Annotated in this window: 19 protein-coding genes; 12 read left to right on the top strand and 7 right to left on the bottom strand. The window is 69.7% G+C overall.

What is annotated here, in order from left to right:
- Positions 1–66: 66 nt before the first annotated feature.
- A complete protein-coding gene (locus JI739_RS15090) occupies positions 67–3531 on the bottom strand; it encodes a response regulator (protein ID WP_201684750.1) in 3465 nt (1154 codons plus the stop codon).
- Between the two features lie 87 nt (positions 3532–3618).
- Here JI739_RS15090 and ttcA point away from each other — a divergent pair, with 87 nt between their 5' ends.
- Genes ttcA through JI739_RS15070 form a run of 4 tightly spaced genes read left to right on the top strand, consistent with a single transcriptional unit; the run spans position 3619 to position 7036 of the window.
- Entirely contained in the window at positions 3619–4536 is a 918-nt protein-coding gene (gene ttcA, locus JI739_RS15085) for a tRNA 2-thiocytidine(32) synthetase TtcA (protein ID WP_201684749.1), read from the top strand.
- A gap of 44 nt (positions 4537–4580) precedes the next feature.
- Positions 4581–5204 (top strand): DUF4136 domain-containing protein, encoded by a 624-nt coding sequence (locus JI739_RS15080; RefSeq protein WP_201684748.1) that lies wholly within the window; start codon positions 4581–4583, stop codon positions 5202–5204.
- A gap of 37 nt (positions 5205–5241) precedes the next feature.
- Positions 5242–5883, top strand: a complete 642-nt coding sequence (locus JI739_RS15075) for a histidine phosphatase family protein (protein ID WP_201684747.1) — start codon at positions 5242–5244, stop codon at positions 5881–5883.
- On the top strand, positions 5867–7036 hold the full coding sequence (locus JI739_RS15070; protein ID WP_201684746.1) for a DSD1 family PLP-dependent enzyme: 1170 nt from the start codon (positions 5867–5869) through the stop codon (positions 7034–7036). Before JI739_RS15075 ends, JI739_RS15070 begins: the two co-directional genes overlap by 17 nt.
- Positions 7037–7069: 33 nt before the next feature.
- Here JI739_RS15070 and JI739_RS15065 read toward each other — a convergent pair whose 3' ends face one another.
- Positions 7070–8356, bottom strand: coding sequence for a sensor histidine kinase (locus JI739_RS15065; protein ID WP_201684745.1), 1287 nt, complete (start codon positions 8354–8356; stop codon positions 7070–7072).
- Positions 8353–9006, bottom strand: coding sequence for a response regulator transcription factor (locus JI739_RS15060; RefSeq protein WP_201684744.1), 654 nt, complete (start codon positions 9004–9006; stop codon positions 8353–8355). The genes JI739_RS15065 and JI739_RS15060 overlap by 4 nt, the downstream gene beginning before the upstream one ends.
- Positions 9007–9076: 70 nt before the next feature.
- On the opposite strand from JI739_RS15060, the gene JI739_RS15055 reads away from it, so the two are divergent.
- The 5 genes from JI739_RS15055 to JI739_RS15035 all read left to right on the top strand — a co-directional run bounded on the left by JI739_RS15055 (position 9077) and on the right by JI739_RS15035 (position 17950).
- Positions 9077–10432, top strand: coding sequence for a TolC family protein (locus JI739_RS15055; protein WP_236589664.1), 1356 nt, complete (start codon positions 9077–9079; stop codon positions 10430–10432).
- Positions 10433–10456: 24 nt separating this feature from the next.
- The gene (locus JI739_RS15050; protein WP_201684743.1) at positions 10457–11668 is read left to right on the top strand and encodes an efflux RND transporter periplasmic adaptor subunit; all 1212 of its coding nucleotides are present in this window, start codon (positions 10457–10459) and stop codon (positions 11666–11668) included.
- The gene (locus JI739_RS15045; RefSeq protein WP_201684742.1) at positions 11665–14817 is read left to right on the top strand and encodes an efflux RND transporter permease subunit; all 3153 of its coding nucleotides are present in this window, start codon (positions 11665–11667) and stop codon (positions 14815–14817) included. The genes JI739_RS15050 and JI739_RS15045 overlap by 4 nt, the downstream gene beginning before the upstream one ends.
- 271 nt (positions 14818–15088) lie before the next feature.
- On the top strand, positions 15089–16759 hold the full coding sequence (locus JI739_RS15040) for a phosphoethanolamine transferase (RefSeq protein WP_201684741.1): 1671 nt from the start codon (positions 15089–15091) through the stop codon (positions 16757–16759).
- Between the two features lie 201 nt (positions 16760–16960).
- The gene (locus JI739_RS15035; protein ID WP_201684740.1) at positions 16961–17950 is read left to right on the top strand and encodes an MBL fold metallo-hydrolase; all 990 of its coding nucleotides are present in this window, start codon (positions 16961–16963) and stop codon (positions 17948–17950) included.
- Between the two features lie 164 nt (positions 17951–18114).
- On the opposite strand, the gene JI739_RS15030 is transcribed toward JI739_RS15035, so the two are convergent.
- Positions 18115–19266 carry an MFS transporter gene (locus JI739_RS15030; RefSeq protein WP_201684739.1) on the bottom strand — a complete coding sequence of 384 codons (1152 nt, stop codon included), beginning with the start codon at positions 19264–19266 and terminating at the stop codon, positions 18115–18117.
- Entirely contained in the window at positions 19263–20096 is an 834-nt protein-coding gene (locus JI739_RS15025; protein ID WP_236589662.1) for a DUF6279 family lipoprotein, read from the bottom strand. The genes JI739_RS15030 and JI739_RS15025 overlap by 4 nt, the downstream gene beginning before the upstream one ends.
- A 61-nt stretch (positions 20097–20157) precedes the next feature.
- Between JI739_RS15025 and glmU the strand changes: the two genes are divergently transcribed.
- Entirely contained in the window at positions 20158–21555 is a 1398-nt protein-coding gene (glmU, locus tag JI739_RS15020) for a bifunctional UDP-N-acetylglucosamine diphosphorylase/glucosamine-1-phosphate N-acetyltransferase GlmU (RefSeq protein WP_201684737.1), read from the top strand.
- 5 nt (positions 21556–21560) lie between these two features.
- Here the strand turns inward: glmU and JI739_RS15015 are convergent, their stop codons facing one another.
- Positions 21561–22064: an Lrp/AsnC family transcriptional regulator gene (locus JI739_RS15015; protein WP_201684736.1), complete on the bottom strand. Its 504-nt coding sequence runs from the start codon at positions 22062–22064 to the stop codon at positions 21561–21563.
- Positions 22065–22181: 117 nt separating this feature from the next.
- On the opposite strand from JI739_RS15015, the gene glmS reads away from it, so the two are divergent.
- Both glmS and JI739_RS15005 read left to right on the top strand, forming a co-directional pair.
- On the top strand, positions 22182–24056 hold the full coding sequence (glmS, locus tag JI739_RS15010) for a glutamine--fructose-6-phosphate transaminase (isomerizing) (protein ID WP_201684735.1): 1875 nt from the start codon (positions 22182–22184) through the stop codon (positions 24054–24056).
- Between the two features lie 303 nt (positions 24057–24359).
- Complete coding sequence (locus JI739_RS15005) at positions 24360–25487, top strand: Fic family protein (RefSeq protein WP_201684734.1); 1128 nt, start codon at positions 24360–24362, stop codon at positions 25485–25487.
- Between the two features lie 61 nt (positions 25488–25548).
- Here JI739_RS15005 and gorA read toward each other — a convergent pair whose 3' ends face one another.
- Positions 25549–26961, bottom strand: a complete 1413-nt coding sequence (gene gorA / locus JI739_RS15000; RefSeq protein ID WP_201684733.1) for a glutathione-disulfide reductase — start codon at positions 26959–26961, stop codon at positions 25549–25551.
- Positions 26962–26990 lie beyond the last annotated feature (29 nt).

Here is a 26990-nt window from a genome sequence, read left to right as displayed (position 1 = left end):
ACCGGCTTCGCCGGGCCGCTGGTTGCGCCCCCTGGGGGGAGGCGGCCGAAGGCCGCTTCGGGGGGGTCATATCTTCCGCATCCACACGCGAATCAATGAGAACAGACGCTCGAGTTCGATCGGCTTGGCCAGGTAGTCGCTCGCCCCGGCCGCCAGGCATTTTTCCTGGTCGTCGCGCATGGCCTTGGCCGTGATCGCGATGATCGGCAGCTTTTGCCAGCGCGAATTCCGGCGGATCTCGCGCATCGCGGTGTAGCCATCCATCTCCGGCATCATGATGTCCATCAGCACGAGGTCGAACGCGGTGTCCGGGCGCCCCAGCTGCTGCAGGGCCTCCACGCCGTTGCGCGCCACCTCCACCCGTGCGCCCTTGTGCTCCAGCGCGCTGGTCAGGGCGAAGATGTTGCGCACGTCGTCGTCCACCACGAGGATACGTCGGCCTTCGAACGCGCGGTCACGGCTGCGCGCGGCACGCAGCATCGTCTGCCGTTCGCTCGACAGGTCGGCCTCCACCTGGTGCAGGAACAGCGTCACCTCGTCGAGCAGCCGCTCGGGCGAGCGAGCGCCCTTGATGATGATGGAGCGCGAATAGCGCATCAGCTGCGCTTCTTCTTCGCGGTCGAGATCGCGGCCGGTGTAGACGATCACCGGCGGGAAGGAGCGGCTTTCGCCGGATGCCATGCGCTCGAGGAGCTGCTGTCCGCTCATGTCGGGCAGCTTCAGGTCGATGATCATGCAATCGAACACGGAGTGGGTCAGGGCCTGCAGCGCTTGGCTGCCTTCGGCCACCGCCGTGATCTCCACGCCGTCGTCGCCGATCAGGTGGGACACGCTCTCGCGTTGGCGCGGATCGTCCTCGACCAGCAGCACGCGCTTGACCTTCTGGCTCAGCTTCGTCTCCAGTCGCTCGAAGATGTCGCGCAGCTGCGCGCGAGTGGCGGGCTTGACCGCGTAGCCGATCGCGCCCATCTGCAGCGCGGTCTCGGCCCGGTCCTCGGCCGACACCACGTGCACCGGGATGTGTCGCGTGCGCGGCTCGTCCTTCAGGCGTTGCAGCAGCGACAGCCCGCTGCCATCGGGCAGGCGCAGGTCCAGCAGCACCGCCTGCGGCTGCTGCTCCATGGCCAGCTGCATGCCGGCCTCCGCGTGGTGCGACACCAGGCACCGGTAACCCAGCTCGTGGGCCAGGTCGAACAGGATGCGGGCGAAGGCCTCGTCGTCTTCGATCACCAGCACCGTGCGACGTGTCCCGGGCGGATCGGCCCGATCGTCTGGAAAGGCCGGGGCCGGCTGCGGCACGGGCGAGGCAGGCACGGCCGGCGACGCCGGGGCGGCCGCGGGGGGTGTGGTCGGCGCCGCCGGATGTGCCGCGGAAGCGGGGGGCGGGGATTCGGCCGGGCCCTGGTACTGCAGCGGCAGCGACAGGGTGAAGGTGCTGCCCTGGCCCGGCACGCTGTCCACGCCCAGCGTGCCGCCCAGCAAGCCCGCCAGGTCGCGGGAGATCGACAGGCCCAGGCCCGTGCCACCGAAGCGTCGGCTCTCCGTGCCGTCGGCCTGGCGGAAGGCCTCGAAGATCAGCTCGTGCTGCGAGGGATCGATGCCGATGCCGCTGTCGCGCACGGCGAAGAGCACCTGCTCGCCCTCGCGCCGCACCGACAGCTCGACACTGCCCTGGTCGGTGAATTTGACGGCATTCGACAGCAGGTTCTTCAGGATCTGCTCCAGCCGCTGCGAATCGGTGAACAAGGTGCCGGGGACGTCCGGCGCCATGTTCAGCTCGAAGCGCAGGCCCTTGCGTTCGGTGAGCGGCTCGAACTGGTTGCGCAGTCCTTCGACCAGCCCGCGCAGGACGCTGACCTCGGGGCGGATCTCCAGCTTGCCCGCTTCCACCTTGGCGATATCCAGCACGTCGTTGATCAGCGCCAGCAGGTCGTTGCCGGAATCGTGGATCGATTCGGCGAACCGGACCTGCTCCTCGCTCAGGTTGCCCTGCGGGTTGTCCGCCAGCAGCCGCGCCAGGATCAGCGCGCTGTTCAGCGGCGTGCGCAACTCGTGCGACATGTTGGCCAGGAACTCCGACTTGTAGCGGCTGGCACGCTGCAGCTCCTCGGCTCGCGCCTGAAGCTGCGACTGCGCACGGCGCAGCTCGTCGCGCTGGTGTTCCAGCTTCTCGGTCTGCTCGGACAGCTGCAGGTTGGTCTGCTCCAGCTCGGCCTGCTGGTTCTCCAGGCTGGCCTGCGATTCCTTCAGTGCCTGGGCATGCTCCTCCAGCTCCTCGTTGCTGGTGCGAAGCTCCTCCTGCTGGACCTGCAGTTCTTCGTTGAGCTGCTGCGTCTCGGCCAGCATGTCCTGCAGGCGGCGGCGGTTCTGGGCGGCCTGGATCGACGCGCCCAGGTGGCTGCCGATCGCCTGCACCAGTTCGACGTCGCGCGGCTGCAGCGCACGCAGCAGGCCCAGCTCGATCACCCCGTGCAGTTGTCCTTCGTGCAGCACGGGGGCGAGCAGGACCGACTGCGCCGTGGAGTGGCCCAGGCCCGAATTCACCCGCAGGTAATCCGGCGGCACCGAATCGAGCGCGATGACGCGCCGCTCGGTGGCGCATTCCCCCACCAGGCTGCGGTCGGCGGGCAGGTGCGAGCCGGCCCCCTCGGCCTCGGGGGACCAGCCCCACGTGCCGGCCCGCAGCATGCCGCCCGAATCAGGGACGTACAGGGCGCCGGCGGCCATGCCGAGGTAGCGGGACAGGAACTCGAGCGCGCCATGGGCGACGCCGCCGAGCGCCTGCTCGCCGGCCAGCCGCTCGCCCAGCTGCGACTGGCCGTCGCGCAGCCAGGCCTGCGCCTGCAGCATCTCGGCCTGCCGGCGCTGCTCCTCGAAGGCGGCGTCGTACAGGGTGGAGAGCTGGGTCAGGTCGCGCCAGCCGCGCCAGGCCATGGCCAAGCCCACGCTGAGCATGAGCAGCACGAACAGGATGACCCCGATGACCGCATTGCGATTGGCCAGCGCCACCTGTTCCTGCCGGATGCGCTGCTCTTGCGCGATCAACTGCCGGAACTCCGAACGCACGGCCTGCCGCAACTGCCGGCCTTCCTCCAGCCGCTCGCCAGGGCTGTAGTTGCGATCGAAGCGCTTGAGCTCGATCTGCTGCTGCGCAAAGCGTAACCAGCGCTCCTGCAGATCGTTGATGCGGCGCAGGCGGTCCTGTTGCTCGGGACGACGGAGCATCAGGTGGCGCAGCTGTTCGCGCTCCGCGTTGCCTGAGGAAACGGCGTTCTCGAAGGGTTCGAGGAAGCGCGGATCACCGGCGATCAGGTAGCCGCGCAGGCTGGCCTCCATCTCCAGGTCGCGGATCTTGGCGGCGTATGCGCGGTTGATCGCCTCGTCCGTGGTCTCGACCGCCTCCAGCGTGTTCACCAGGTACAGCACCAGGGCGATGAACACGATGGCGCTGGCGAGACCCAGCGCCAGGGGCAGCGCGACGTTTCGCACGAGGATGCGTCGGAAGGTTCGGGGGTCGTTCGGCGTCGTCATGGCAGGGTCCGGCTGAGCAACCGGCGAGTGTGCCGCAAACATGGCTCATCAGATGACAAGACAAGGCCGGGTGAGACAATCCGGCCCATGAGCGCCGTCTGGATCGAACCCCCCGAAACCCCTGGCCGACCCGGCCGGATCGAGCGTGAAACGCACAAACTGGAAAAGCGCCTGTGCCGCCTGATGGGCCAGGCGATCGCCGACTACCGCATGGTGGAAGAAGGCGACAAGGTGATGTGCTGCCTGTCCGGCGGCAAGGACAGCTACGCGATGCTGGACATCCTGCTGAAGATGCAGCAGCGGGCGCCGGTGCGTTTCGACATCGTGGCCGTGAACCTCGACCAGAAGCAGCCTGGATTTCCGGCGCATGTGCTGCCCGAATACCTCGGTCGCATCGGCGTGCCGTTCCACATCGAGAACCAGGACACCTACTCCATCGTCAAGGACAAGATCCCCGAGGGCAAGACGATGTGCAGCCTGTGCTCGCGCCTGCGCCGCGGCATCCTCTATCGCGTGGCCGGCGAGCTGGGCGCCACCAAGATCGCCCTGGGCCACCACCGCGACGACATCCTGCAGACGCTGTTCCTCAACATGTTCTTCGGCGGCAAGCTCAAGGGCATGCCGCCCAAGCTGGTGAGCGACGATGGTCGCCACATCGTGATCCGGCCGCTGGCCTACGTGGCCGAAAAAGACCTGGTGCGCTGGGCCGCCCACCGGCAATTCCCCATCATTCCTTGCACGTTGTGCGGCAGCCAGGAAAACCTGCAGCGCAAGCAGGTCGCGGCCATGCTCCAGGAGTGGGAGCGAAAGCACCCGGGGCGGCTGGAGAACATGTTCTCGGCCTTACAAAATGTCGTGCCTTCGCATCTGGCCGACACCGCACACTACGATTTCAAAGGTCTGCAAGCCACGGGCGTCCCCAGCGAGGACGGTGACAAGGCCTTCGATCCGCCGGAGTTCCCCGCATCCCCGGCCGCCCCGGGCCTGCAGATCGTGAGTCTCTGAGGCGCCGGGCCACGGGCCAGCGCCGCGGCAACAAGGGAGCCTGCATGACACGATCCTGGATGCGCTGGACCGGCGGTTTGCTGATCGCCGCCGCCGCGTTGCTGGCCGGTTGCGCCACCGGCTACCGCATGGACAACTCGGTCCAGTCCTTCTCGGCGCTCACGGCCCTGCCGGCCAATCCCACCTATCGGTTCGAGTGGCTGCCCTCGCAGCGCGGACCGGCGCAATCGGCGCTGGAGGCCATGGCCGACCCGGCGCTGTTCCAGGCGGGCCTGCGGCGGGACGACGCCTCGCCGCGCTACTCGGTCCAGGTCGAGGCTGGCCTGCAGCGCATGCGCTCGCCGTGGGCCGATCCCTGGGACCCTGGCTGGGGCTGGGGCTGGGGCGTGGGCCTCGGAGCACGCCGGGGTGGCGGCGCAGTCGGCCTGGGCTTCGGCTCTCCCTTCTGGCCGCGTGCCGAGTCGCCCTGGTACCGACGCGAGGTGCGCGTGCTGATGCGTGACCTGTCGAACAACCAGGTGGTCTACGAAACGCGCGCCGTCAACGAAGGGCCGTGGCTCGACGACGCGGTCGCGTACCCGGCCCTGTTCCAGGCGGCGCTCCAGGGTTTCCCGAATCCGCCGCCGGGACCCCGCCGAGTCGACCTGCAGGTCGGCGGCTCGCGCTGACAGTCCTGTCGGTGCGTCCTTCTTAGAATCGCGCCCCATGGAAGCGACGCGCATCATTGCCGTTCGGCACGGCGAAACCGCCTGGAACGTGGACGCGCGCATCCAGGGCCAGCTGGACATCGCGCTCAACGACACCGGCTGGTGGCAGGCCGAACGCGTCGGACGCGCGCTGGCCGCCGATCCCGTCGCCTGCATCTACGCCAGCGACCTGATGCGCGCCTGGCACACCGCCGAAGCCATCGCCCGGGCCGCAGGCGCCCCGGTGGTCGCCGAAGCCGGCCTGCGCGAGCGACGCTTCGGGTCGTTCGAGGGCAAGACCTTCAAGGACATCGAGGCTGCCTGGCCCGAGCAGGCCCTGCACTGGCGGCGCCGCATCCCCGACTGGACCCCACCCGAGGGCGGCGAATCGCTGCTGGCGCTGCGCGAGCGCGTGCGCGGCACGGTCGACCAGCTGGCCTCGCGCCATCTCGGCGAGCTGATCGTGCTGGTCGCGCACGGCGGCGTGCTGGACGCGCTGTATCGCCTGGCCACGGGCCAGGCGGTGGACACGCCGCGCACCTGGCAACTGCAGAACGGCGCCATCAATCGCCTGCTCTGGTCGCGCGGGCAGCTGGCGGTGGTGGGCTGGTCCGACACACAACACCTGGAACGCGAAGCCACCGATGAGAACACCGTATGAACGGCTGAAGAAGCTGGTGGGCCGCGGCGTCGCCGAGATCGACACGCCGGCCGCGGTGGTCGACCTCGATGCCATGCACCGCAACCTCAACCGCATGGCCGAGTTCGCGCGCAAGCACGGCATCCGCTGGCGCCCGCACGCCAAGATGCACAAGAGCTCGGCGCTGGCGCGGCTGCAGATGCAGGCCGGCGCCTGCGGCGTGTGCGTGCAGAAGACGGCCGAGGCCGAGGTGATGGCCGCTGGCGGCGTGCACGACATCTACATCACCAACCAGGTCATCGCGCCGGTCAAGCTGGCGCGGGTGGCGGCGCTCGCGCACCGACTCGCGGCCGAGGGCGGGCGCCTGTCGATCGCGGTGGACAGCGGCGAGGGCGTGCACCGCCTGGCCCAGGCCATGAACCAGGCGCGGGCGGCGGGCGGCGTGCCCGCGGTGATCGACGTGTTCGTGGAGATCGACGTCGGGCAGGGCCGCTGCGGCCTGCCGCCCGGGCCGCGTGCGGTCGCCCTGGTGCACGAGATCCGGCGCCATGCGCCCCTGCGCTTCGCCGGCCTGCAGGCGTACCACGGGGGCGCCCAGCACCTGCGAGCGGCGCTCGAGCGGCGCGAGGCGATCGCCGCGGTGGTGCAGAAGGTGCAGGTGGCCCGCAAACTGATCGAGGCCGAGGGCGTGCCGGTGCCGCTGGTCACCGGCGCCGGCACCGGCACGCTCGTGTGCGAGGCGGCCAGCGGCGCCTTCGGTGAGGTGCAGGCCGGCTCGTTCCTGTTCATGGATGCCGACTACGCGGCCAACGAGCGCGACCCGGCCCAGCCCTTGTTCGAGCAGGCGTTGTTCGTGCGCACGCAGGTCATCAGCGTGGCCGCCACCCACGCGGTCTGCGATGCCGGCCACAAGAGCCACAGCATCGATTCGGGCATGCCCACGGTGCTCGCTGCACGGCAGCCGGGCGGCCTGAGCTTTCGCAACGGCGGCGACGAGCACGGCATCCTGGTAGGGCCCCGGCTGCCGGCGCTGGGCGAACACCTGTGGCTGATACCGGGCCACTGCGACCCGACGGTCAACCTGCACGACCACCTGGTCGCGGTCAGCGGCGGCCTGGCCGAGGGCCGCATCGACCGCATCCTGCGGGTCGACGCACGGGGAGCCAGCACATGAGGGCGGCGGCAGGCCCTGGGCGGCCCGGAAGTCTCAGGCGCCGGGAACGGCCTCGTCGCCAGGCGCGGCCAGCCTCATCTCGACGCTGAAGCCGCTGCCGGTCACCGGCAGCGCCACGTCGCCTCCGTGCACCCGTGCCACCACGTCCGCCAGCACCAGCCCGAGCCCAGGCATTGCCTCGTAGTCCTCCTCGGCCAGGGCGCGTTCGAGGTTCTCGCGTTGTGCCGGCTCGAGGCCGTGACCATCGTCGTCCACGCGCAGAACCTGCGGTCGCGGCACGCTCACCATCACGCTGCGCGCACCGTGGCGTTGGGCGTTGTCGATCAGGTTGATCAAGGCTGCCGTCAACAGGTCGGCGTCAGCCTCGATACGCGCGGGCCGCCGCACCTCGACGGCCAAAGAGGTGCCCGGAAGCGAGGCCACCAGGTCGTCGAGCTCCAAACTCACCCGACGGGGGCCGCCATCGGTCCTGAACAGCCCGAGCAGGGCGGCGACCACGTGCTGCAGGCGCTGGGCGGCATCGCGGACACGCTGCAGCCGCGGCTGCAGCGTCGTCGGGGCCTCCCGCAAGGCGATGCTGATCTGCGCGTCAATGCCGGCCAGTGGTGTGCGCATGGCATGTGCCGCGTGCGCGCTGAATCCGGCCTCCCGCCGTATCCGGTCGGCCAGTCGCTCGGACAGCACGTCGAGCGCGTGCTGCAGCGGCTCCAGCTCGGACCGTTGCGCCGGGCCGAGCCGCAGCGGCCCTTCGGCGGGGTCGTGCGCCGCCAGCCGCTCCGACAGGGCCTGCAGCGGCCGCAGTTCCTGCCAAAAGCGCGCCCGCAGCCACACATGCCCCACCAGCGCCATCGCGAGTGCGGCCAGGGATGCGCTCAGCGCCACTTCCAACTGGGCTTCGCGGCGTTCGCGACGCTCGTGGGCCACGTAGAGGATGTGCCCGCTGTCGAGCATCCGGCCGAAGATCCGCCACCCTCCGGCGCTGCCCAGCCCGAACCGCGCCACTGCCTGAAAGGGCTCCATGGGCGCCAGGGCCGAGCGCAGGACCAGGTGCCCGGCCGAATCGATCAGCTGCCAATCGAAGGGAATGTCGACTTCCGCGGACACGGGCACCTCGGCCGCGGCCCGCCAGCCCTCGATCGGCACCCGCCGGATCACCGCACCGAGCATGTCCGCGGCCGCCTCCAACCGGTCGTCCAACTGCTCGTCGATTTCATGCTGAACGGCCAGCCATACAGCGCCCGACACGGCGGCCATCCACAGGATGGACCAGGCCAGCAAAGTCCTCGATAGCCGCGCCCGAATCGACGGGGTGCTCCTCATGGCACCAGTCGGTAGCCCAGGCCGCGCACAGTCTCGATCAGGGACCGGCCCAGTTTGCGGCGCAGCGCGGAGACATGGACTTCGAGCGCGTTGCTGGCGATCTCGGCTTCGAATCCGAGCACCAGCCGCTCCAGGTCCTGCTTGCCGACGATCCGACCGGCTCGCCGCGCGAGGGCCTCCAGCAGCGCCCACTCGCGGGCGGTGAGGGGCACGGCCTCGCCAGCCAAGCTGGCGGTTCGCGCGGCCAAGTCCAGCTCGACCTCGCCGAGACGCAGGCGGTCCGTCGCCGCTCCGGCGGTGCGCCGCATCACGGCGCGCAGCCGCGCGAGCAGCTCCTCGGGCGCGAAAGGCTTGACGAGGTAGTCGTCCGCCCCGCCGTCAAGGCCTTCGATGCGGTCCCGCAATCGGTCCCGCGCCGTCAGCACGATGGCCGGCGTGGCATCCCCGCGCGCGCGGCGGGCGCGCAGCCAGTCGATGCCCGAGCCGTCGGGCAGCTGCCAGTCGACCAAGAGGGCATCGAGCGGCTCGTCGCGCAGGGCTTGCGTGTGCGCCAGGTCGCAGCACCAGTCCACGCGGTGACCCTCGCTCCGCAGGAAGTCACGCAGGCCCTCTCCCAGGATGTCGTCGTCTTCCAGCAGCAGCAGTCGCATGTCGGGTGGTTGTGGCCAAGGCGCGGCAGCTTCAGGCTCGCTTCAGGTGGAGACGCTGCAATGCCGCTAGATGTCCGAATTGTCGTCCCGATCGCCGCGCCTGCCCCTGGCAGCGCGCGGCTCCCATGCCCCTGCTTGCATTCGCGGCCTCGCCGCACTGTCGCTGCTGTGCCTGTTCGCCGGCCCGGGGATGTCTCAACCCCTGCCCGCCTCCGTCGTGCCGCAGGCACCTGTTGGCGCCGCCACGCCCACCCTCGGCCTGCCGGCGGTGCTGCAGGCGGCTCGCGACAACATCCAGGTCTCGATCGCGCGGCGCCTGCAGGCCGCTGCGCGAGCCGATGTCCTGGCCGCCGACCGCGCTCCCACGCCCGTGTTCAGCGCCAAGGCCGGATCGATCGACCTGAACAACGGCATCGGTCCCGGTTCGCCGCTGGGCGGCAAGCGCATCGACAAGGAGCTCGGTTTTGACTGGACCCTGGAGCGCGGCAACAAGCGCGCCCTGCGGGTGCGCTCGGCCGAGTACGTCTCCGAGGCTGCCGCGTGGGAAGCGTCCGAGGTCGCCCTGCAGCAGCAGCTGGCGGCGGTGCAGGCCTTCTACGAGCTGCTGTCAGCGCAGGAGCGCATCACGCAACTCGAAGCGCTGGAGCGGGGCGCCAGCGAACTGAGCACCGCGGCGCAGCGCCGCCAGCGTGCGGGGGACATTTCCCAGCAGGACGCCGTTCGCACCGACATCGAATTCCAGCGGGCGATCGCTGAGCGGCTGGCGGCCCAGGCTGAGCGCGAGCGCGCCAGCCTGGCCCTGGCCCAGCTGTCCGGGCTCGCGCCGCCCCTGGCGGTGCGCGCCGATTGGCCTCAGGCCGGACAGGCGGACACGCTGCCCAGCGTCAACCCGGACCAGCGGGCCGATGTGCGCGCAGCCCAGCGCAAGGTGGAAGCCGCCCGGGTAGCCGTCGAGAGCGCCCAGGCCCTGCGCCGCAACGACGTCACCGTGGGCACCTCGCTGAGCCACTATCCCGGCACCTCGCGCGCGTTGATGGAGGTGCGGCTTGCCATGCCACTGGCCGGCATCCTGGGTAACTATGGCTACGAAGGCGAGATCGCTCGCGCGCACGCGCAGCTCGCCCAGGCCCAGGACGAACTGGACCGCACCCGCCGCCTGGCGCAAGGCGAATCCGCCCGCCTGGCGCAGGACCTGCAGGCTGCCCGTGCCCGTGCCGCCGCCTTCGAGGCCGAGATCGTGCCGCGGGCGCGACGCGTGGCCGACCTGGCCGAACTGGCGTACAGCCGTGGTGCGCTGCCCTTGGTCGATCTGATCGATGCGCGCCGCACGCTGCGCGCCGTGTTGCTGGAACAGCTGGCGGCACGTACCGACCACGCCCGCGCGCTTGCCAGCTGGCAGCTGCGCGCCAGCCCCGCCCAACCCTGATCCCCTTTTCGAACGGAACTCGTCATGCACGCCCGCCGAGCCTGCCTTCTGCCCATCGCCGCCGCGATGGTCCTGCTGTCTGCCTGCGGTGACCCGGCCAAACACGCCGCGGTGCCGCCCACACCCGCACCGCCCGTGATGGACGGCAGCCGGCTCTCCTTCGAGCCCGGCCACCCGCAGCTGAAGCAGTTGAACGTGGTCGCCGCGCAGGCGGCGCGCCCGCAGCTGATCGAGCTGCCAGCCCGCCTGGTCTGGAACGAGGACCGCACCCAGCGCATTCAGCCGGCCCTTGCCGGGCGGGTCGACCGGATCGCGGTCGACGTGGGGCAGCCCGTGCAGCGAGGCACGGTGCTCGCGCAGCTCGCGTCGCCCGATTTCGGAATCGCCCAGTCCGAGACGGCAAAGGCCCGGGTGGACGTGGCGTACCACGAGAAGTCGGTGCAGCGCCTGTCCGAGTTGTTCGAGGCTGGCGTGGTCGCCCGCAAGGAACTGGAGCAGGCGCAGGCCGAAGCCGCCCGCGCCCAGGCCGAGATGCAGCGCGCCCAGGCGCGGTCGCGCCTTTACGGCGGCGGCAGCGGGGTCGACCAGCGCCTGGCGATCGTCGCCGGCCTCACGGGGGTGGTGATGGAGCGCCATGTCACGCCGGGACAGGAGCTGCGCGCGGACGGCAGCGCGCCGCCGTTGTTCGTGATCAGTGATCCCACCAGCCTCTGGGTCCAGATCGACGCGCGTGAGACCGACGTCGACGCGCTGCGAATGGGCGCCGAATTCCAGCTGGTGGTGCCCGTGCTCGGCGGCGAAACCTTCCGCGGCATCGTCACGGCGGTGGCGGACGCGATCGACCCGACCTCGCGCACGATCAAGGTTCGAGGCATCGTGGCCAACCCGAAGCGCCGCCTCAAGGCCGAGATGCTGGGCACCGCCCGCATCGAGCGCGCCGCCGGGCAGGCCGTGGTCGTCCCGGCATCCGCCGTGCAGCTGCGCGGCACGTCTCACTGGGTCATGGTGCAGCCGGCGCCCGGCGTGTTCGAGCCGCGAGAGGTGAAGGCCGGTTGGCTAGGCCCCAAGGAGGTCGGCATCGTTCAGGGCCTGCAAGCCGGCGAGCAGGTCGTGACGGAGAACCTGTTGCTGCTGTCGCGCCAGTACACCCAGGCCCAGGAGGCCGCGCGTGAAACCAGGGCGCCAGGGGCTGAAGCCATCTCGGCCGGCAAGCTCAAACAGGGGGACACGCCTTGAAGCGGCTGATTCATTTCGCGGTCCATCAGCCGCTATTCATCGTGCTGGGGACGGTCCTGTTCGCCCTCGTGGGGCTGGTGTCCTTCAGCAACCTTTCGGTGGAAGCCTTCCCCGACGTCACCGACACCCAGGTGACGGTGATCGCGCTTTACCCGGGCCGCGCGGCCGAAGAAGTCGAAAAGCAGGTGACCCTGCCCATCGAGGTGGCCCTCTCCGGGCTGCCCAACTCGATCCGGGTGTTTTCGCACACGCAATTCGGCCTGTCCTTCACCGTCGTGACCTACGACGAGAAAGCCGATGTGATGGCGGTGCGGGCGCAGGTCAACGAGCGCTTGCGTTCAGTGGACCTACCGCCCGGCGTGCAGGCCAACATCGCGCCCAACGCCACGCCGGTCGGCGAAATCATGCGCTATCGCCTGCGTGGCGACAGCCGCTCCACCACCGAGCTGCGCACGCTGCAGGACTGGACCGTCGAACGCGCTTTGCGCCAGGTCCCCGGGGTGGCCGACGTGGTCGCCATGGGGGGCTTCATCAAGCAGTACGAGGTGCAGCCCGACATGGACCGGCTGCGCGCGGCGAAGCTGACCTTCCAGGATCTGCTCGAGGCGCTCGGGCGCGGCAACGCCAATGCGGGCGGCAGCTACGTGACGCAGGGGGCGCAGCAGTACGCGATCCGCGGCATCGGCCTGCTGCAGTCTCCCGACGACATCGGGCGGATCGCAGTGGCCAGCCGGGACGGCACCCCCATTCTGGTACAGGACGTGGCAAAGGTCGTGGTCGGCGCGGTGCCGCGCCTGGGAACCGTGGGGCAGGACCTGGACGACGACATCGTCACCGGCATCGTCCTCATGCGCAAAGGCGAGAACCCCAGCGTCGTGCTGAAGGCCGTGAAGGAGCGCATCGAACAGCTCAACGAACGAGGCCTGCCGCAGGACGTGAAGATCGTCCCCTTCTACGACCGCACCTGGCTCATGGGCAAGACGCTCTCTACGGTGTTCCGCAATCTCGTGGAAGGCGCGCTGCTGGTCTCGCTGGTGCTGTACGTGTTCCTGGGCAACCTGCGCGCCAGCCTGGCCGTGGTGGTGATCATTCCGCTGGCGCTGCTGGGGACCTTCACCGGACTGAAGATCATGGGGGTGCCGGCCAACCTGCTATCGCTGGGGGCGCTGGACTTCGGCATCATCGTCGACGGCGCCGTGATCGTGATCGAGAACATCATGCACCGCCTGGCCGTGAGGAAGGAGGAGATGACGGACGCGCGTCGGCGCGAGGTCATCGTGCAGGCGGCGGCGGAAGTGGGGCGGCCCACGCTGTTCTCGATGCTGATCATCATTGCCGCGCATATCCCGATCTTCGCGCTGCAGCGCCACGAGGGCCGGATCTTCCAGCCGATGGCGCTGTCCGTCACCGCAGCACTCATCGCCGCGCTGGCCCTGTCCCTCACGCTGGTGCCGCTGCTGGCCTACTGGATGTTGCGCCGGAACCTGCCTCACGGTGACAACCGCGTGGTCGCGGCCTGCAAGCGCTTCTACGAGCCGGTGCTGGACTGGTCGCTGGCGCACCGAAAGATCGTCATCGGGTTGGCCGTGGCTTCCTTCATCGGTGCGGTGGGCGTGGCCTCGCGATTGGGCTCGGAGTTCCTGCCCGAGCTCAACGAAGGCACGTTCTGGGTCAACCTGCGCTTGCCGGCCAGCATCTCCAACGACGAGGCCGCGCGCGTGCTGGGGCAGGTCAGGCGGGCGCTGGTCCAGATTCCGGAGGTTCGAAGCACCGTTTCCAAAGCCGGGCAGCCCGAGGACGGGACCGACCCCAAGACCATCAGCATGGCCGAGGTGTTCGTGGACATGAAGCCTGCCGAAGAATGGCGCAAGGGCCTCACGCGCGAGCAGTTGATCGACGAGATGGATCGTGCGGTCTCCGCGATCCCGGGCATGCGCCCGACCTTCTCGCAGCCGATCCGCGACAACGTGCTGGAGTCGATTTCGCAGGTCGACGGCCAGATCGTGATCAAGGTCTCGGGCGAGGACCTGGACGAGTTGCGCAACGTGTCGCAGGCCATCGAGCGCGAGGTCCGGCAGGTCAAGGGGGTCTATCGTGCCGAGATCGACCGCCAGGGCGAGCTGCCGCAACTGGTGATCGACATCGACCGCGCCCGTGCGGCCCGCGTCGGATTGAACGTGCAGGATATCCAGGACGTGGTCGAGGCGGCGCTGGCTGGCAAGGCCGCTACGCAGATCTGGGAGGGCGAGCGCAAGTTTTCGGTGGCGGTTCGACTGGCGGGTGACCGCCGGGTGATCGCCGCACTGCCGCAGACGCTGCTGTCCACCCCCGATGGCGGCACCGTGGCCCTGGGCTCCGTCGCGCAGGTGCGTGAAGTCAGCGGGGCGATGAACATCGCGCGCGAGGCCGGGCGCCGCACCATGGCGATCGGCATCTTCATCAAGGACCGCGACATGGGCTCGGTGGTGGCCGACATGAAGGCCCGCGTCGCCGCCAACGTGGCCATGCCGCCGGCCTACACGCTCACCTGGTCCGGCGAGTTCGAGAACCAGGAGCGCGCGATGCAGCGGCTGTCGGTGGTGGTGCCGATTTCGCTGCTGCTGATCTTCGTGTTGCTGTTCGACGCCTTCAAGTCGGTGCAGCTGGCCGCAATGATCTTGGTGAACGTGCCCCTGGCGCTGATCGGCGGCTTCCTGGCCCTGTGGTTCACCGGCATTCCCTTGTCGGTGTCCGCCGCGATCGGGTTCATCGCCTTGTCTGGCCAGGCGGTCCTCAATGGCGTGGTCATGCTGTCGGTGTTCGGCCAGTTGCGCGCCTCCGGCCACGATGTGCTCAGCGCGGTGCGCCAGGGCTCGGTGCAGCGGCTGCGCACGGTGCTGATGACCGCATTGTTGGCAGCGCTGGGCCTGCTGCCGATGGCGCTGTCACGCGACATCGGCTCGGAGACCCAGCGCCCGCTGGCCATCGTGGTGATCGGCGGACTGATCACCGCGACGCTGCTGACCCTGGTGGTGCTGCCCGCCCTCTATGCCGCCTGGTTCACCCGTGCCGAGCGGCGGGCCAAGGCCCGCAGCGGCGAGGTGCTGCCCGGCTCGGCCGTGCAGCCCGTGCTGGCGTCTCCCGCATCTTCGTCGGAGTCGTCGCACTGAACCTCGACTTCCCCGCGCCGTTCTGGCCCCGCCCTTCCGCCACAAGTGAAGGGCCACATCGACCTCAAAGGATTTTGATGCGCAAGCTCCTTGCCTCCCTTGCTTCCCTGGCCGTGCTGTTCGGGGCGTCTGCCCAGGCCGCGCCTGCGACACCCCGCGCCCCCTCCAACGCCGCGTCCCTGTCGGGAGGCGCGCCCCAGAAAAAGGAACGCAAGGCCGCTCCCAAGAGGAAAAAATCCGCCGCCACGTCGAAATCGCGGCGGTAGTCGCGATGCGTCCGGCGCACGTCGCGTTCGCGCCAGGCGCCGCGCGGCGCCACGCCCGCCCACGAGTTGCGACCGTCGCGCCGTGGAAGCTGGTGGCCGCCGCGTCCTTGTGGATGGCGGCGCTGCCGAACCTGCCGTTGTGGAGCGCGCTCGCGTACCTGGGCGTGTTCGCCGAGGCAAGCGGGTGGATTCTGGCTTGGGGACTGGCCGTGGCGATCTCCGCGGGAGTCTTTGCGTTCGTGAGCGTCTTCAGCTGGCGCTGGACGCTCAAGCCGCTGCTGGTGGTGCTGTTGGTGGCCTCTTCGGTGGCTGCCCACTTCATGCAGGCCTACGGGGTGGTCTTCGATTCGACGATGCTGGACAACATCGTCCAGACCGACCTGCGCGAAGCAGCCGCGCTCGCCAGTCCAACGCTGTTGGCGTGGGTGTTGCTGTTGGGGGTGGTTCCGGCATGGCTCGTGGTCCGTACGCCGGTCGACTTCGTGCGCTGGCCGCGGCAGGTGGCTCGCAATGCTGGTGCCGTGGCCGTGGCCCTGCTCGTGGTCGTTTTGTCCCTGCTGGCGTGCTTCCAGCCGCTGGCATCGCAGATGCGCAACCACAAGCAGCTGCGGTATCTCATCACTCCCCTGAACATGGTCTACGCCGCCGGTGTCGCGACGGCTCAGCCCTTCCTGCACCGCGGCGCCCGGGTGGCGATCGGGGAAGACGCGCGGCGCCAAGCCGTGGCCGGGGCCCGGCCGCCCCTTCTGGTGCTGGTGGTCGGGGAAACCGCCCGCAGCGATCACTTCGGGCTGAACGGCTACGCGCGGGACACGACGCCGCGGCTGGCCGCAAGAGGCGTCGCCAGTTGGCGCCAAGCCTGGTCCTGCGGCACCAACACGGCCACGTCCCTGCCCTGCATGTTCTCGCATCTCGGCCGCGAAGGCGTGGGCTCGGCCGGTGCGTACGAGAACCTGCTGGACGTGGTGCAGCGCGCCGGCCTGGCGGTGCTGTGGATCGACAACCAGTCTGGCTGCAAAGGCGTGTGCGATCGCGTGCCGCACGTCGTCAACTCGGCCGAGCTGCACCCTCGGCACTGCAAGGACGGTGAATGCCTGGATGCGGTCCTGCTGGAGGGGCTCGACGAACACATCGCGGCCTTGCCCGAAGCGCGGCGGGCCCGGGGGGTGGTGGTGGTGCTGCACCAAATGGGGAGCCACGGCCCCGCCTACTCGCGCCGTTCCCCACCTGAAGCCAAGCGATTCCAGCCGGAGTGCACCCGTGCCGACCTGCAGGCCTGCGATCGCGAGGCGCTCGTGAATGCCTACGACAACTCCATCGCCTACACCGACCAGGTGCTGGCGTCGACCATCGATTGGCTTGACGGCAGGCGGCAGCACTACGACGCGGCCATGGTCTATGTCTCCGACCATGGCGAGTCACTCGGTGAGCACAACCTGTTCCTGCACGGGCTTCCCTACGCCATGGCGCCGGATGCCCAAAAGCATGTCGCGTGGATCACCTGGCTGAGTCCCGAGGTTGAGCAGCGGTCGGCGATGCGCATGGACTGCCTGCGGTCCCTGCGAGACCGGCCGGTCTCGCACGACCACTTCTTCCATGCGGTGCTGGGCTTGCTGCAGGTGAGGTCGGCGGTGTACCGCCGGGACCGAGACCCCTACCTCGCGTGCTTTGGCTGAGGCGGATCCTAAGCCGGCGCCCCCCAAGCGGCGACCCTGCCGGCATCCGGGTCTCGTGTACAAGAACGCCGTCCGCTGGCACCCTGACGTCGCAGGTGGCCGCCGGCTGGCAACGGGAATGACCGATTCAACAATGCGTAATCGATTACGTTAAGTAGAATCCGGCCAGGTGGCGCCGCCGGCGCCCAACCAGGAGACCCGATGTCCAAAGCCTTCGCCAGCCAGGCCGACCTGGCCGACAAGAAGATCACCTTCGAGCAGCTGAGCCCCCATTGCTGGGCCTATACCGCCGAGGGCGACCCGAATTCGGGCGTCATCATCGGCGAGAAGTTCATCATGGTCAGCGACGCCACCGCGACCCCCGCGATGGCCCGTGACCTGATCGCCCGCATCCGCGAGATCAGCGACAAGCCCATCAAGTACGTGCTGCTCACGCACTACCACGCGGTGCGCGTGCTGGGCGCCAGTGCCTTCTTCGCCGAAGGCGCCACGGAGATCATCGCCAGCCAGGGCACGGCCGAGCTGATCGCCGAGCGCGGCAAGGAAGACATGCAGTCCGAGATGGACCGTTTTCCCCGCCTGTTCCGCAACGCCGAAAGCGTGCCGGGCCTGACCTGGCCCACGCTGGTGATCGGCGGCGGCGACCCCAACCGCGGCGAGGTACCCGGCAAGCTCACCGTCGACCTGGGTGGCGTCCACGTGCAGATCTGGCACCCCGGCAACGGCCACACCCGCGGCGACACCATCGCCTGGGTCGAAGAAGAGAAGGTGCTGTATTCGGGCGACCTGGTCGAGTACGAGGCCGGCGTCTACACCGGCGATGCGCACCTGGAGGAATGGCCGGCCACGCTCGAGGCGCTGCGGGCGCTGAACGCGCAGGCCATCGTGCCCGGACGCGGCGAGGCCATGAAGGGCGGCGACAACGTCGACAAGGCACTCGACTACACCAAGCGCTGGGTCGAAACCCTGTTCCGCTGCGCCAAGGAAGCGGCCGCCGCCAACATGGACCTGAAGGCCACCATGGCGCACACCCGCAAGAGCATGGACCCGATCTTCGGCCACGTCTTCATCTACGAGCACTGCCTGCCCTTCGACGTGAGCCGGGCCTACGACGAAGCGCGCGGCATCAAGAATCCGCGCGTGTGGACGGCGGAGCGCGACAAGGAGATGTGGTCCTCCCTGCAGGAGTGAGGGCATCGAGCTGCTGCGCGGGCCGATATCGCAGCGGCGCTTCTCGCCGTACCCAAGTACGGCTGCGATGCTCACTGCGATCTCGACCCGCTCGCGACGCTCGCTGTCCCTCACTCCCCTCGATGCGGCTCGCTGCGCATCGCCTGGGCAGTGAGCGGGGAGGATCAGGCGGGGGCCCAGGTCATGGGGCGTCTGGCGGCGACCAGGGCTGCGGTGGCCAGCAGGGCCAAGCCGAAGGACAGCCCGGGCGCGCCGTTCCATTGCAGGAGCGCGCCGCTGACCAGCGGACCGGCCATGCCGCCGGCGGTGTAGCCGGTGATCATGGCGGCGGCGCCGCCGGCGGTGGCCCGTCCATCGAAGGCGTGCGCCACCTGCACCATGGTCAGGGTGTAGAGGGCGCCGCCGACCCCACCCCAGATCGTGCCCGCGACCCAGAACACCCAGGGCTGGCGATCGGCGATCGAGAACAGCAGGCTCGCGCCCAGCAGCAGGGCGGCGGCCGTGGTGAAGACCCGCGTGGGCCGCACCCGGTCGGCCGCCACCCCCGCCGGGTACTGGCACAGGAAGCTGCCGGTGCCGATGGCGCCCGCCACGCTGGCCGCCGCGCTCAGTCCCAGGCCCGATGAGGACGCGTAGGCGGCGCTCACCGAGCTGAGGCCGGCCTCGAACACGCCGCCGATGAAGGCCATCGCAGCCAGTCCCGGCAGCGCACACAGCGCGTGCCAGGTGCCGGCCTGCCCGGGTGCGGGCTTGTCCAGGTGATGGTCGGGAATGCTGAAGGCCATCGCGCAGCAGACGGTCACCAGCAACGCGGCCAGCACCAGCAGCGGCTGCGCCGCCAGGCCCAGCAGGCCCGGCATGAAGGGTCCGATGGCGAAGGCCGCGCCCATGCCGGTCTGGTACAGCCCCATCACGCGCCCCCGCTGGTCGGGTGGCGCCTCGCTGGCGAGCAGCGCTTCCGTGCCATTCCACAGGCCGGCCACGCCGATGCCGCCGACCACCGCCGCCGCGGACCAGGCCCAGATGTCGGAGCCGAATGCGTATCCCAGCGCCGCGACCACCTGCAGCGCGCTGCCCCAGCGGTACACCCGCAGCACGCCCCACCGCGCCAGCAGCCGCGGCACCAGCGGGATCAGCAGCATCACCATCAGGAAGGGCAGCATGGCGAAGGCGCCGATCACCGTGGTGCCGTGGCCATGCTGCTGCAGCAGCACCGCCAGCAGGGGCGCGGTCATGCCATAGGACATGACCATCAGCGAGGTGGCCAGCGCCAGCCGCCACACCACGGCCATGCGCGAAGGTTCGCGGCGCCTCACGTGCGCCCTGCCAGTTCGATCAGGTCCCGCTGCCAGCTTCGCAGCCGCGAGATCGCTGCGTCCCGCTGGGCGGGGCTGGCGACGTTGTGGATGCGCGCCGACACGGCGCAGTGTTCCCGGACGAGCTGCTCCTGATGGCGCTCCCAGACGGCATCCGGCGAGCGTTCGGCCCGGTCCAGAAGCCCTGCCAGCAGCGCCCGCGCCTGGCCGGCGTCGAGTTCCGGCGCCTGCAGCTGCTCCAGCGTGAGCCGCAGGTCGGCCTGGCGGCGCTGGCGCTCGGCCAGCGCGCGGGCCGGATCGAACACCGAGCGCGCCTTGTGCTCATGCAACACCTGCCGCTGCACCGGCTCCAGGCTGCCGTACAGGCGCTCGGCGTGCTCCTGGAACTGCTTGGCACGCTGCTGCGTCAGCTCGTGCGGCGGCAGCCGCAGCCACTTGCGCCGCCACTCCCGGTTGTTGCGCTCGTGCTTGGACGCCAGCTGGGCCAGGTTGGCCGGGGTGAGCCGGCGGGCCGTGGCCACCAGTGCCGGTTCGGCCTGCTCGCGCAAGCCGCGCAGCCGCTGCCGCAGCTCGTCGAAGACCCCGCACACCTGCTCGGCCGTCACATCGCCGGCGGCCATCTGCTCCATGCGAGCGAGCGTGCGCACCAGATGGGGCAGCTCGTCCTGGCGATGCCAGCGGTGCAGCCGCGCCAGCTCCTGGCGCACGTGCCTGGCCTGGTCGTCGTCGAAATCGAAGTAGCCGTCGAGCCACCAGTACGACAGCTCGCCCAGGTTGCTGTAACCCAGCTTGATCGCACTGCAGCCGACCAGCGCCAATGCCAGGAGCATGGCGCCGATAATCCCCCGGCCCAGGGGTGATGCATGGGTCATGAAAGACGAGCGTAACGAGATGTCAGCAGTTGATGTGGTGATCATGGCGGCCGGAAAAGGCACGCGCATGAAGAGCAGGACCCCCAAAGTTTTGCATCGATTGGGCGGCCGCGCCTTGCTTGCGCATGTGGTCGACTCGGCCGCCGGGTTGAGTCCGCGGCGAATGATCGTGGTCACGGGGCACGGCGGCGATGAAGTCGAGGCGGCCGCTCGCGCGTTTGCCGCGGCAGCCGGGCTGGCCGGCTGCGAAAGCGCGCGCCAGGAGCCGCAGCTGGGCACGGGCCATGCGGTGCAGCAGGCGCTGCCCCTGCTGCCCGACGACGGCATCTGCCTCGTCCTCAACGGCGACGTGCCGTTGATCGAGTCCGACACGCTGCGCGCCCTGGTGGACACCTGCGCGGGCGAGCGGCTGGCGCTGCTCACGGTTCGAATGCCCGACCCCACCGGCTACGGCCGCATCGTGCGCGAAGGCGACGCGGTGCGCGCCATCGTCGAGCACAAGGACGCCAGCGAATCCCAGCGGGCGATCGGCGAGGTCTACACCGGCTTCATGGCCGCACCCAACCGCCTGCTGCGCGATTGGCTCTCGCGCCTGACCAATGACAACGCCCAGGGCGAGTACTACCTGACCGACGTGGTCCAGCTCGCGGTTCGCGATGGCGTGGCCGTGGCGGCGCTGCAGGCCGCCGACACGCTGCAGGTCGAGGGCGTGAACAGCCCGCTGCAGTTGGCGCAGCTGGAGCGTGCGTTGCAGCGCCGCCGGGCCGAAGCCCTGATGGAGCAGGGCGTGCGGCTGATGGACCCGGCCCGCATCGACATCCGTGGCCGGCTGCAGTGCGCCGGCGACGTCGAGATCGACGTCAACTGCGTCTTCGAAGGCGAGGTGTCGCTGGGCGAGGGCGTGCGCGTCGGCGCCAACTGCGTCATCGCCAACGCCCGCATCGAGGCCGGCGCGGTCATCCAGCCCTTCACGCACGTGCAGGGCGAACGGGCCGGCGTCGAGATCGGCGAAGGCGCGGAGATCGGGCCCTTCGCCCGGCTGCGCCCCGGCGCCCGGCTGGGGCCGCAGGTGCACATCGGCAACTTCGTCGAGGTCAAGAACAGCACCCTGGCGCGCGGCGCCAAGGCCAACCACCTGGCGTATCTCGGCGACGCCACCGTGGGCGAGCGCGTCAACTACGGCGCCGGCTCCATCACCGCCAACTACGACGGCGCCAACAAGCACCGCACCGTGATCGAGGACGACGTGCACGTGGGCAGCAACTGCGTGCTGGTGGCGCCGGTCACACTGGGGCGCGGCGGCACCGTGGGCGCCGGCTCCACCATCACCAAGGACACGCCGCCCGAGGCGCTGTCGGTGGCGCGCGGGCGCCAGGCCAGCATCGGCGGCTGGCAGCGGCCGCAGAAGAAGAAGTAGCCCGCTCAGGCCGCCTGTTGCAACGGCAGGCGCGGTGCGAATTTCGACCGCTTGACCGAGAAGAAAGCCTTGACGTTGCGCACGTTCGCGTCGCCGGTCAGCAGCCGCTGCTGCAGCGCCAGGTAGCCGGGCATGTCGGCGGCACGCACGTGCAGCACGAAGTCAGGGCCCGGCGAGACGCGGTAGCACTGTTGCACCGCGTCGTCGGCCACCACACGCCCCTCGAAGGCCTCCAGCGCTTCCGCGCCCTGGCGGTCGAGCGTCACCTCGACGATGGCTTCCAGCCCATGGCCCAGCAGCGGCGCCAGTCGATCGGGGCTCAGCACCGCCACCTGGCGTTCGATGAATCCGGCCTGCCACAGCCGCTTGACGCGGCGCAAGCAGGTAGGCGGTGACACATGGGCGCGGGCAGCCAGTTCCAGGTTGCTCAGGCTCGCATCCTCTTGAAGCAGATCGAGCAGGCGCAAGTCCGTGGCGTCAAGAAATTGTGTTTCAGAATTCTCGTTCAAATGAAATCTCCGCTCATCAGGTGGCAGTGGAGAAACTATATTTCACACGAGGCTAAACAATGGACCTTTCTTTCTTGGGTGCGGGCCTAAAGTTGCCACCGTCATTGGGAGGCCCTCATGTGTGGAATCGTCGCCGCGGTCGCCAACCGCAACATCGTCCCCCTGCTGGTGCAGGGGCTGCAGCGCCTGGAATACCGCGGGTATGACTCCTGCGGCGTCGCGGTGCACAACGGCGGCCTGCGCCGTGCCCGCAGCACGGCCCGCGTGGCCGAGCTGCTGCAGCAGGTGAGCACCGAGCACCTCGAAGGCACGACCGGCATCGCCCACACCCGATGGGCCACCCACGGTGCGCCGGCCGTTCACAACGCCCATCCGCACTTCAGTCATGGCAGCGGCGACGAAGCCGAAGGCCGCCCCGGCCGCATCGCCCTGGTGCACAACGGCATCATCGAAAACCACGAAGAGCTGCGCAACCGGCTCAAGGCCAAGGGATACGCCTTCGCCAGCCAGACCGACACCGAGGTCATCGCCCACCTGGTGGACAGCCTCTACGAAGGTGACCTGTTCGAGGCGGTGCAGTCGGCCATCGCGCGCCTGCACGGCGCCTATGCCATCGCCGTCTTCTGCCGCGACGAGCCGCACCGCGTGGTCGGCGCCCGCGCCGGCTCGCCGCTGGTGCTGGGCGTGGGTGCCGAAGGCAGCGAGCACTACCTGGCCAGCGACGCCATGGCCCTGGCCGGTGTCACCGACCAGATCGTCTACCTGGAAGAGGGCGACCTGGTCGACCTGCAACTGGGCCGCTATTGGGTGGTGGACCGCCAGGGCGACCGCGCCGATCGGCCGGTGCGCACCGTCCAGGCCCACAGCGGCGCGGCGGAACTCGGCCCCTACCGCCACTACATGCAAAAGGAAATCTTCGAGCAGCCGCGCGCCATCGCCGACACGCTCGACGGCATCCAGGCGGTGGTGCCGGAGCTGTTCGAAGCCTCGGGCAACCATCCGGCGGGCGAAGGTGCGCACCACGTGTTCAAGCAGATCGAATCGGTGCTGATCCTCGCCTGCGGCACCAGCTACTACAGCGGCTGCACCGCCAAATACTGGCTGGAGGGCATCGCCAAGGTGCCCACGCAGGTGGAGATCGCCAGCGAGTACCGCTATCGCGAATCGGTGCCCAACCCCCATACGCTGGTGGTGACCATCAGCCAGTCCGGCGAGACGGCGGACACCCTGGCGGCGCTGCGCCACGCGCAGTCGCTGGGCATGCGCCACACCCTCACCGTGTGCAACGTCGCCAGCTCGGCCATGGTGCGCGAGACGCGCCTGGCCTACCTCACGCGCGCCGGTGTCGAAATCGGCGTGGCATCCACCAAGGCCTTCACCACCCAGCTGGCCGGCCTGTTCCTGCTCACGCTCGCATTGGCCCAGGCCAAGGGCCGGCTGACCGAATCGCAGGAGGCCGCCCACCTGAAGGCCATGCGCCACCTGCCGGCCGCGCTGTCGGCGGTGCTGGCCCTGGAGCCGCAGATCATCAGCTGGGCCGACGACTTCGCCGGCAAGCAGAACGCGCTCTTCCTCGGGCGTGGGCTGCACTACCCCATTGCCCTGGAGGGCGCGCTGAAGCTCAAGGAGATCACCTACATCCACGCCGAGGCCTACGCGGCCGGCGAGCTCAAGCACGGACCCCTGGCGCTGGTGACCAGCGAGATGCCGGTGGTCACCGTGGCCCCCCACGACGCGCTGCTGGAAAAGCTCAAGAGCAACATGCAGGAAGTGCGCGCCCGCGGCGGCGTGCTCTACGTGCTGGCCGACGCCGACTCGCGCATCGAGAGCGAAGACGGCATCCACGTGATCCGCATGCCCGAACACTACGGGCCGCTCAGCCCGCTGCTGCACGTGGTGCCGCTGCAGCTTCTGGCGTATCACACGGCGGTGGCGCGGGGGACCGACGTGGACAAGCCGCGTAACCTGGCCAAGAGCGTGACGGTGGAGTGAGGGGGCGGGGCGAGGCGATCGGAACGCACGCAGCCGCGGCTGCCGAACCCGCGCGGCGGATCGCGCCAGACAACCCGCTCGGCGGCACGGTGGTGCCGAAGATCGGGGTGAGGCCTGGTCGTTCCGTCGAGTTCAACACTTCCACGGAGCGCCGCTGCTCCTCGGGTGCGTCCCAGTGCAGGTCCTTGGGCGCGGCCGGGTGCCTGTTAGGTCGGCCGTTGAGTCCGGCTCCTTTATTGAAGTAAAGCCGGCCTGTGTTGAATAGCCGATTTTCTCATTCAAGCCTCCCCGGCACCGTCACCCATGCGGCGTGAGGCTGCGGGTCGGCACGCCAGCAGCGTGGTCGGCGGCGAAGTTGTGCGGGCCTTCGTGCCCTTGCCGCTGCCGCCCGTGCCGCCCCTGCAGCTGACTGGCGAGCGCCAGGGCCTGCTGGAGCGGGCCACGCTGGCCCTCGGTCGGCTGGACAGCATCGCGCTGCTTGAGGCCGTGCTGTCGTCGCAGATCGAAGGCACCCCATCGTCGCTGTCGGACCTGTTGCTGTTCGAGCTGGACGAGCAGCCGGGCGTGCCCTTCGACGACGTGGTGGAAGTCTCCAACTACGTCGCGGCGCTGGAACATGGCATGGCGCGGTTGCGCGAGGGCTTTCCGTTGTGCAACCGGCTTCTGCGCGAGATGCACGCCCGCCTCATGGAGCGTGGCCGCGGCAGCGACAAGCTGCCGGGCGAGTTCCGCCGGAGCCAGAACTGGATCGGCGGCACGCGCCCGGGCAACGCCCACTTCGTGCCGCCGCCGCCGGGCGAGGTGGAAGGCTGCATGGGCGCGCTGGAAGCGTTCATCCACGGAAGCCAGGACGGTGGCGGGCTGCCCGTGCTGCTGAAGGCGGCGCTGGCGCACGTGCAGTTCGAGACCATCCACCCCTTTCTCGACGGCAACGGCCGTCTCGGGCGCCTGCTGATCGCGCTGCTGCTGCACGACGGCGGCGTTCTGAGGCAGCCGCTGCTCTATCTCAGTCTCTACTTCAAGCAGCACCGCGCGGCGTACTACGAGCGGCTGGACGGCGTGCGCGCCAGTGGCGCCTGGGAGGCGTGGGTCGACTTCTTCCTGGAAGGCGTGGAGCAGACCGCGCAGGGTGCGGTGGAAACGGCGCGGCGGCTGGTGGCCCTGTTCCAGGCCGACATGCAAAAGGTGCAGGAGGCAGGCGGGCGCAATGCGGCGAACGTGCTGCGCGTGCTGGATGCGCTGCGGCACCGGCCCATGTGCAGCCTGCGGCAGATCGGCGCGAGCACGGGGATCACGTTCCCGACCGCGAGCAAGGCGATGCTGGCGCTGGTGGACATCGGGATCGCGCGGGAGTTGGCGGGGCAGAGGAGGAATCGGGTGTTTGTGTATGACGCGTATTTGCAGGTGTTGAATGAAGGCGGGGAGGCGTGAGGCGACGCTCTGATCCAGGCTCGACAAATCTTCAGCGAGCCCGGCGGCGGAGCGGGCTTCTTCAACCCGCGTCACTCGCCACCACCGGCCCACCACCGCTGCCCGCCCCGCGCGCCACCGGCTCGCGCAGGGTCACGAACTCTTCGGCCGCCGTCGGATGGATGCCGATGGTCGCGTCGAACTGGGCCTTGGTGGCGCCGGCCACCATGGCCACCGCGAAGCCCTGCACGATCTCGCCGGCCTCGGCGCCCACCATGTGCAGGCCCAGCACGCGGTCGGTGGCGCAGTCCACCACCAGCTTCATCAACGTGCGCTCGCTGCTGCCCGACAAGGTGTGCTTGAGCGCGCGGAATTCGCTGCGGAAGACCGCGACCTCGCCGTGCCGCTCGCGCGCCTGGGCCTCGGTCAGTCCCACGGTGCCGATGTTCGGGTGCGTGAACACGGCGGTGGGCACCAGCTCGTAGCCCACGCTGCGCCGGCCCGATCCGAACAGGCGGTCCACCACCGCCATGGCTTCGGCCAGTGCGACCGGCGTGAGTTGCAGGCGCGCCGTGACGTCGCCCACCGCGTAAACGCCGGGCACGGCCGTGGCGTAGTGCCCATCGATCGCGATGGCGCCGCGCTCGTCGACCGCCAGCCCGGCGGCCTCCAGCCCCAGGCCCTCGGTGTTGGGCGTGCGGCCGGTGGCGTAGAGCACGGCGTCGGCGTGCAGCACCCCACCGTCTTCCAGCACCACGGCCAGCGCGCCGCCCTCGCGCCGCACCTCGCGCGGCTGCGCATGCACGCGCAGGTCCACGCCGTGCTTGCGCATCTCGTGGGCGACGAAGTCGCGCACCTCGTGGTCGAAGCCGCGCAGCACCTGCTCGCCCCGATAGAGCTGGGTCACTTGCGCCCCCAGCCCCTGGAAGATCGACGCGAACTCGCAGGCGATGTAGCCGCCGCCCACCACCACCAATCGCCGCGGGAAGGGATCGAGGTCGAACATGTGGTCCGAGGTCAGCACCAGCTCGCGCCCGGGGAAGTCGGGCACGGAGGGCGTGCCGCCGGTGGCGATGAGGATGTGCCGCGCCCGGAAGGTGCGGCTGCCTTCGGCCGATTGCACCTGCACCGACTGCGGCCCGGTGAACTGCGCCCAGCCGCGCTCGATGCGCACGCCGGCCGTGCGAAGCAGGTGCTCGTAGACGCTGTTCAGCCGGGTGATCTCGCCGGCCCGCCGGGTCTTCAGGCGGTCCCAGTCCAGGCGCGGCGTGCCCACCTCCCAGCCGAAACCCGCCGCATCGGCGAAGTCGTCGGCGAACTCGGCGGCATAGCTGTAGAGCTTCTTGGGAATGCAGCCGACGTTGACGCAGGTGCCGCCCAGCGCGGCCGCCTCCGCCAGCACCACCCGGGCACCGAGCTGCGCGGCCGTGCGCGCGGCGCGCACGCCGCCGCTGCCGCCGCCGATGACGAAGAAGTCGCAATCGAATGCGTCCATGTCGAAAGTCCTTTCAAGAGCGTGAGACG

The organism is Ramlibacter aurantiacus (assembly GCF_016722895.1).
GTDB lineage: Bacteria > Pseudomonadota > Gammaproteobacteria > Burkholderiales > Burkholderiaceae_C > Ramlibacter > Ramlibacter aurantiacus.
This window is presented reverse-complemented; position numbering and strand designations above follow the sequence as displayed.

What these genes read in the sequence shown, in the direction of transcription:
- JI739_RS15055 (WP_236589664.1), top strand. Translation starts at nt 9,077, where the DNA reads ATGTCCGAATTGTCGTCCCGATCGCCGCGCCTGCCCCTGGCAGCGCGC.
- JI739_RS15060 (WP_201684744.1), bottom strand. Translation starts at nt 9,006, where the DNA reads ATGCGACTGCTGCTGCTGGAAGACGACGACATCCTGGGAGAGGGCCTG.
- JI739_RS15090 (WP_201684750.1), bottom strand. Translation starts at nt 3,531, where the DNA reads ATGACGACGCCGAACGACCCCCGAACCTTCCGACGCATCCTCGTGCGA.
- JI739_RS15075 (WP_201684747.1), top strand. Translation starts at nt 5,242, where the DNA reads ATGGAAGCGACGCGCATCATTGCCGTTCGGCACGGCGAAACCGCCTGG.
- JI739_RS15065 (WP_201684745.1), bottom strand. Translation starts at nt 8,356, where the DNA reads ATGAGGAGCACCCCGTCGATTCGGGCGCGGCTATCGAGGACTTTGCTG.
- JI739_RS15080 (WP_201684748.1), top strand. Translation starts at nt 4,581, where the DNA reads ATGACACGATCCTGGATGCGCTGGACCGGCGGTTTGCTGATCGCCGCC.
- JI739_RS15070 (WP_201684746.1), top strand. Translation starts at nt 5,867, where the DNA reads ATGAGAACACCGTATGAACGGCTGAAGAAGCTGGTGGGCCGCGGCGTC.
- JI739_RS15025 (WP_236589662.1), bottom strand. Translation starts at nt 20,096, where the DNA reads ATGCTCCTGGCATTGGCGCTGGTCGGCTGCAGTGCGATCAAGCTGGGT.
- gorA (WP_201684733.1), bottom strand. Translation starts at nt 26,961, where the DNA reads ATGGACGCATTCGATTGCGACTTCTTCGTCATCGGCGGCGGCAGCGGC.
- JI739_RS15040 (WP_201684741.1), top strand. Translation starts at nt 15,089, where the DNA reads ATGCGTCCGGCGCACGTCGCGTTCGCGCCAGGCGCCGCGCGGCGCCAC.
- JI739_RS15005 (WP_201684734.1), top strand. Translation starts at nt 24,360, where the DNA reads ATGCGGCGTGAGGCTGCGGGTCGGCACGCCAGCAGCGTGGTCGGCGGC.
- JI739_RS15050 (WP_201684743.1), top strand. Translation starts at nt 10,457, where the DNA reads ATGCACGCCCGCCGAGCCTGCCTTCTGCCCATCGCCGCCGCGATGGTC.
- glmS (WP_201684735.1), top strand. Translation starts at nt 22,182, where the DNA reads ATGTGTGGAATCGTCGCCGCGGTCGCCAACCGCAACATCGTCCCCCTG.
- JI739_RS15035 (WP_201684740.1), top strand. Translation starts at nt 16,961, where the DNA reads ATGTCCAAAGCCTTCGCCAGCCAGGCCGACCTGGCCGACAAGAAGATC.
- ttcA (WP_201684749.1), top strand. Translation starts at nt 3,619, where the DNA reads ATGAGCGCCGTCTGGATCGAACCCCCCGAAACCCCTGGCCGACCCGGC.
- glmU (WP_201684737.1), top strand. Translation starts at nt 20,158, where the DNA reads ATGTCAGCAGTTGATGTGGTGATCATGGCGGCCGGAAAAGGCACGCGC.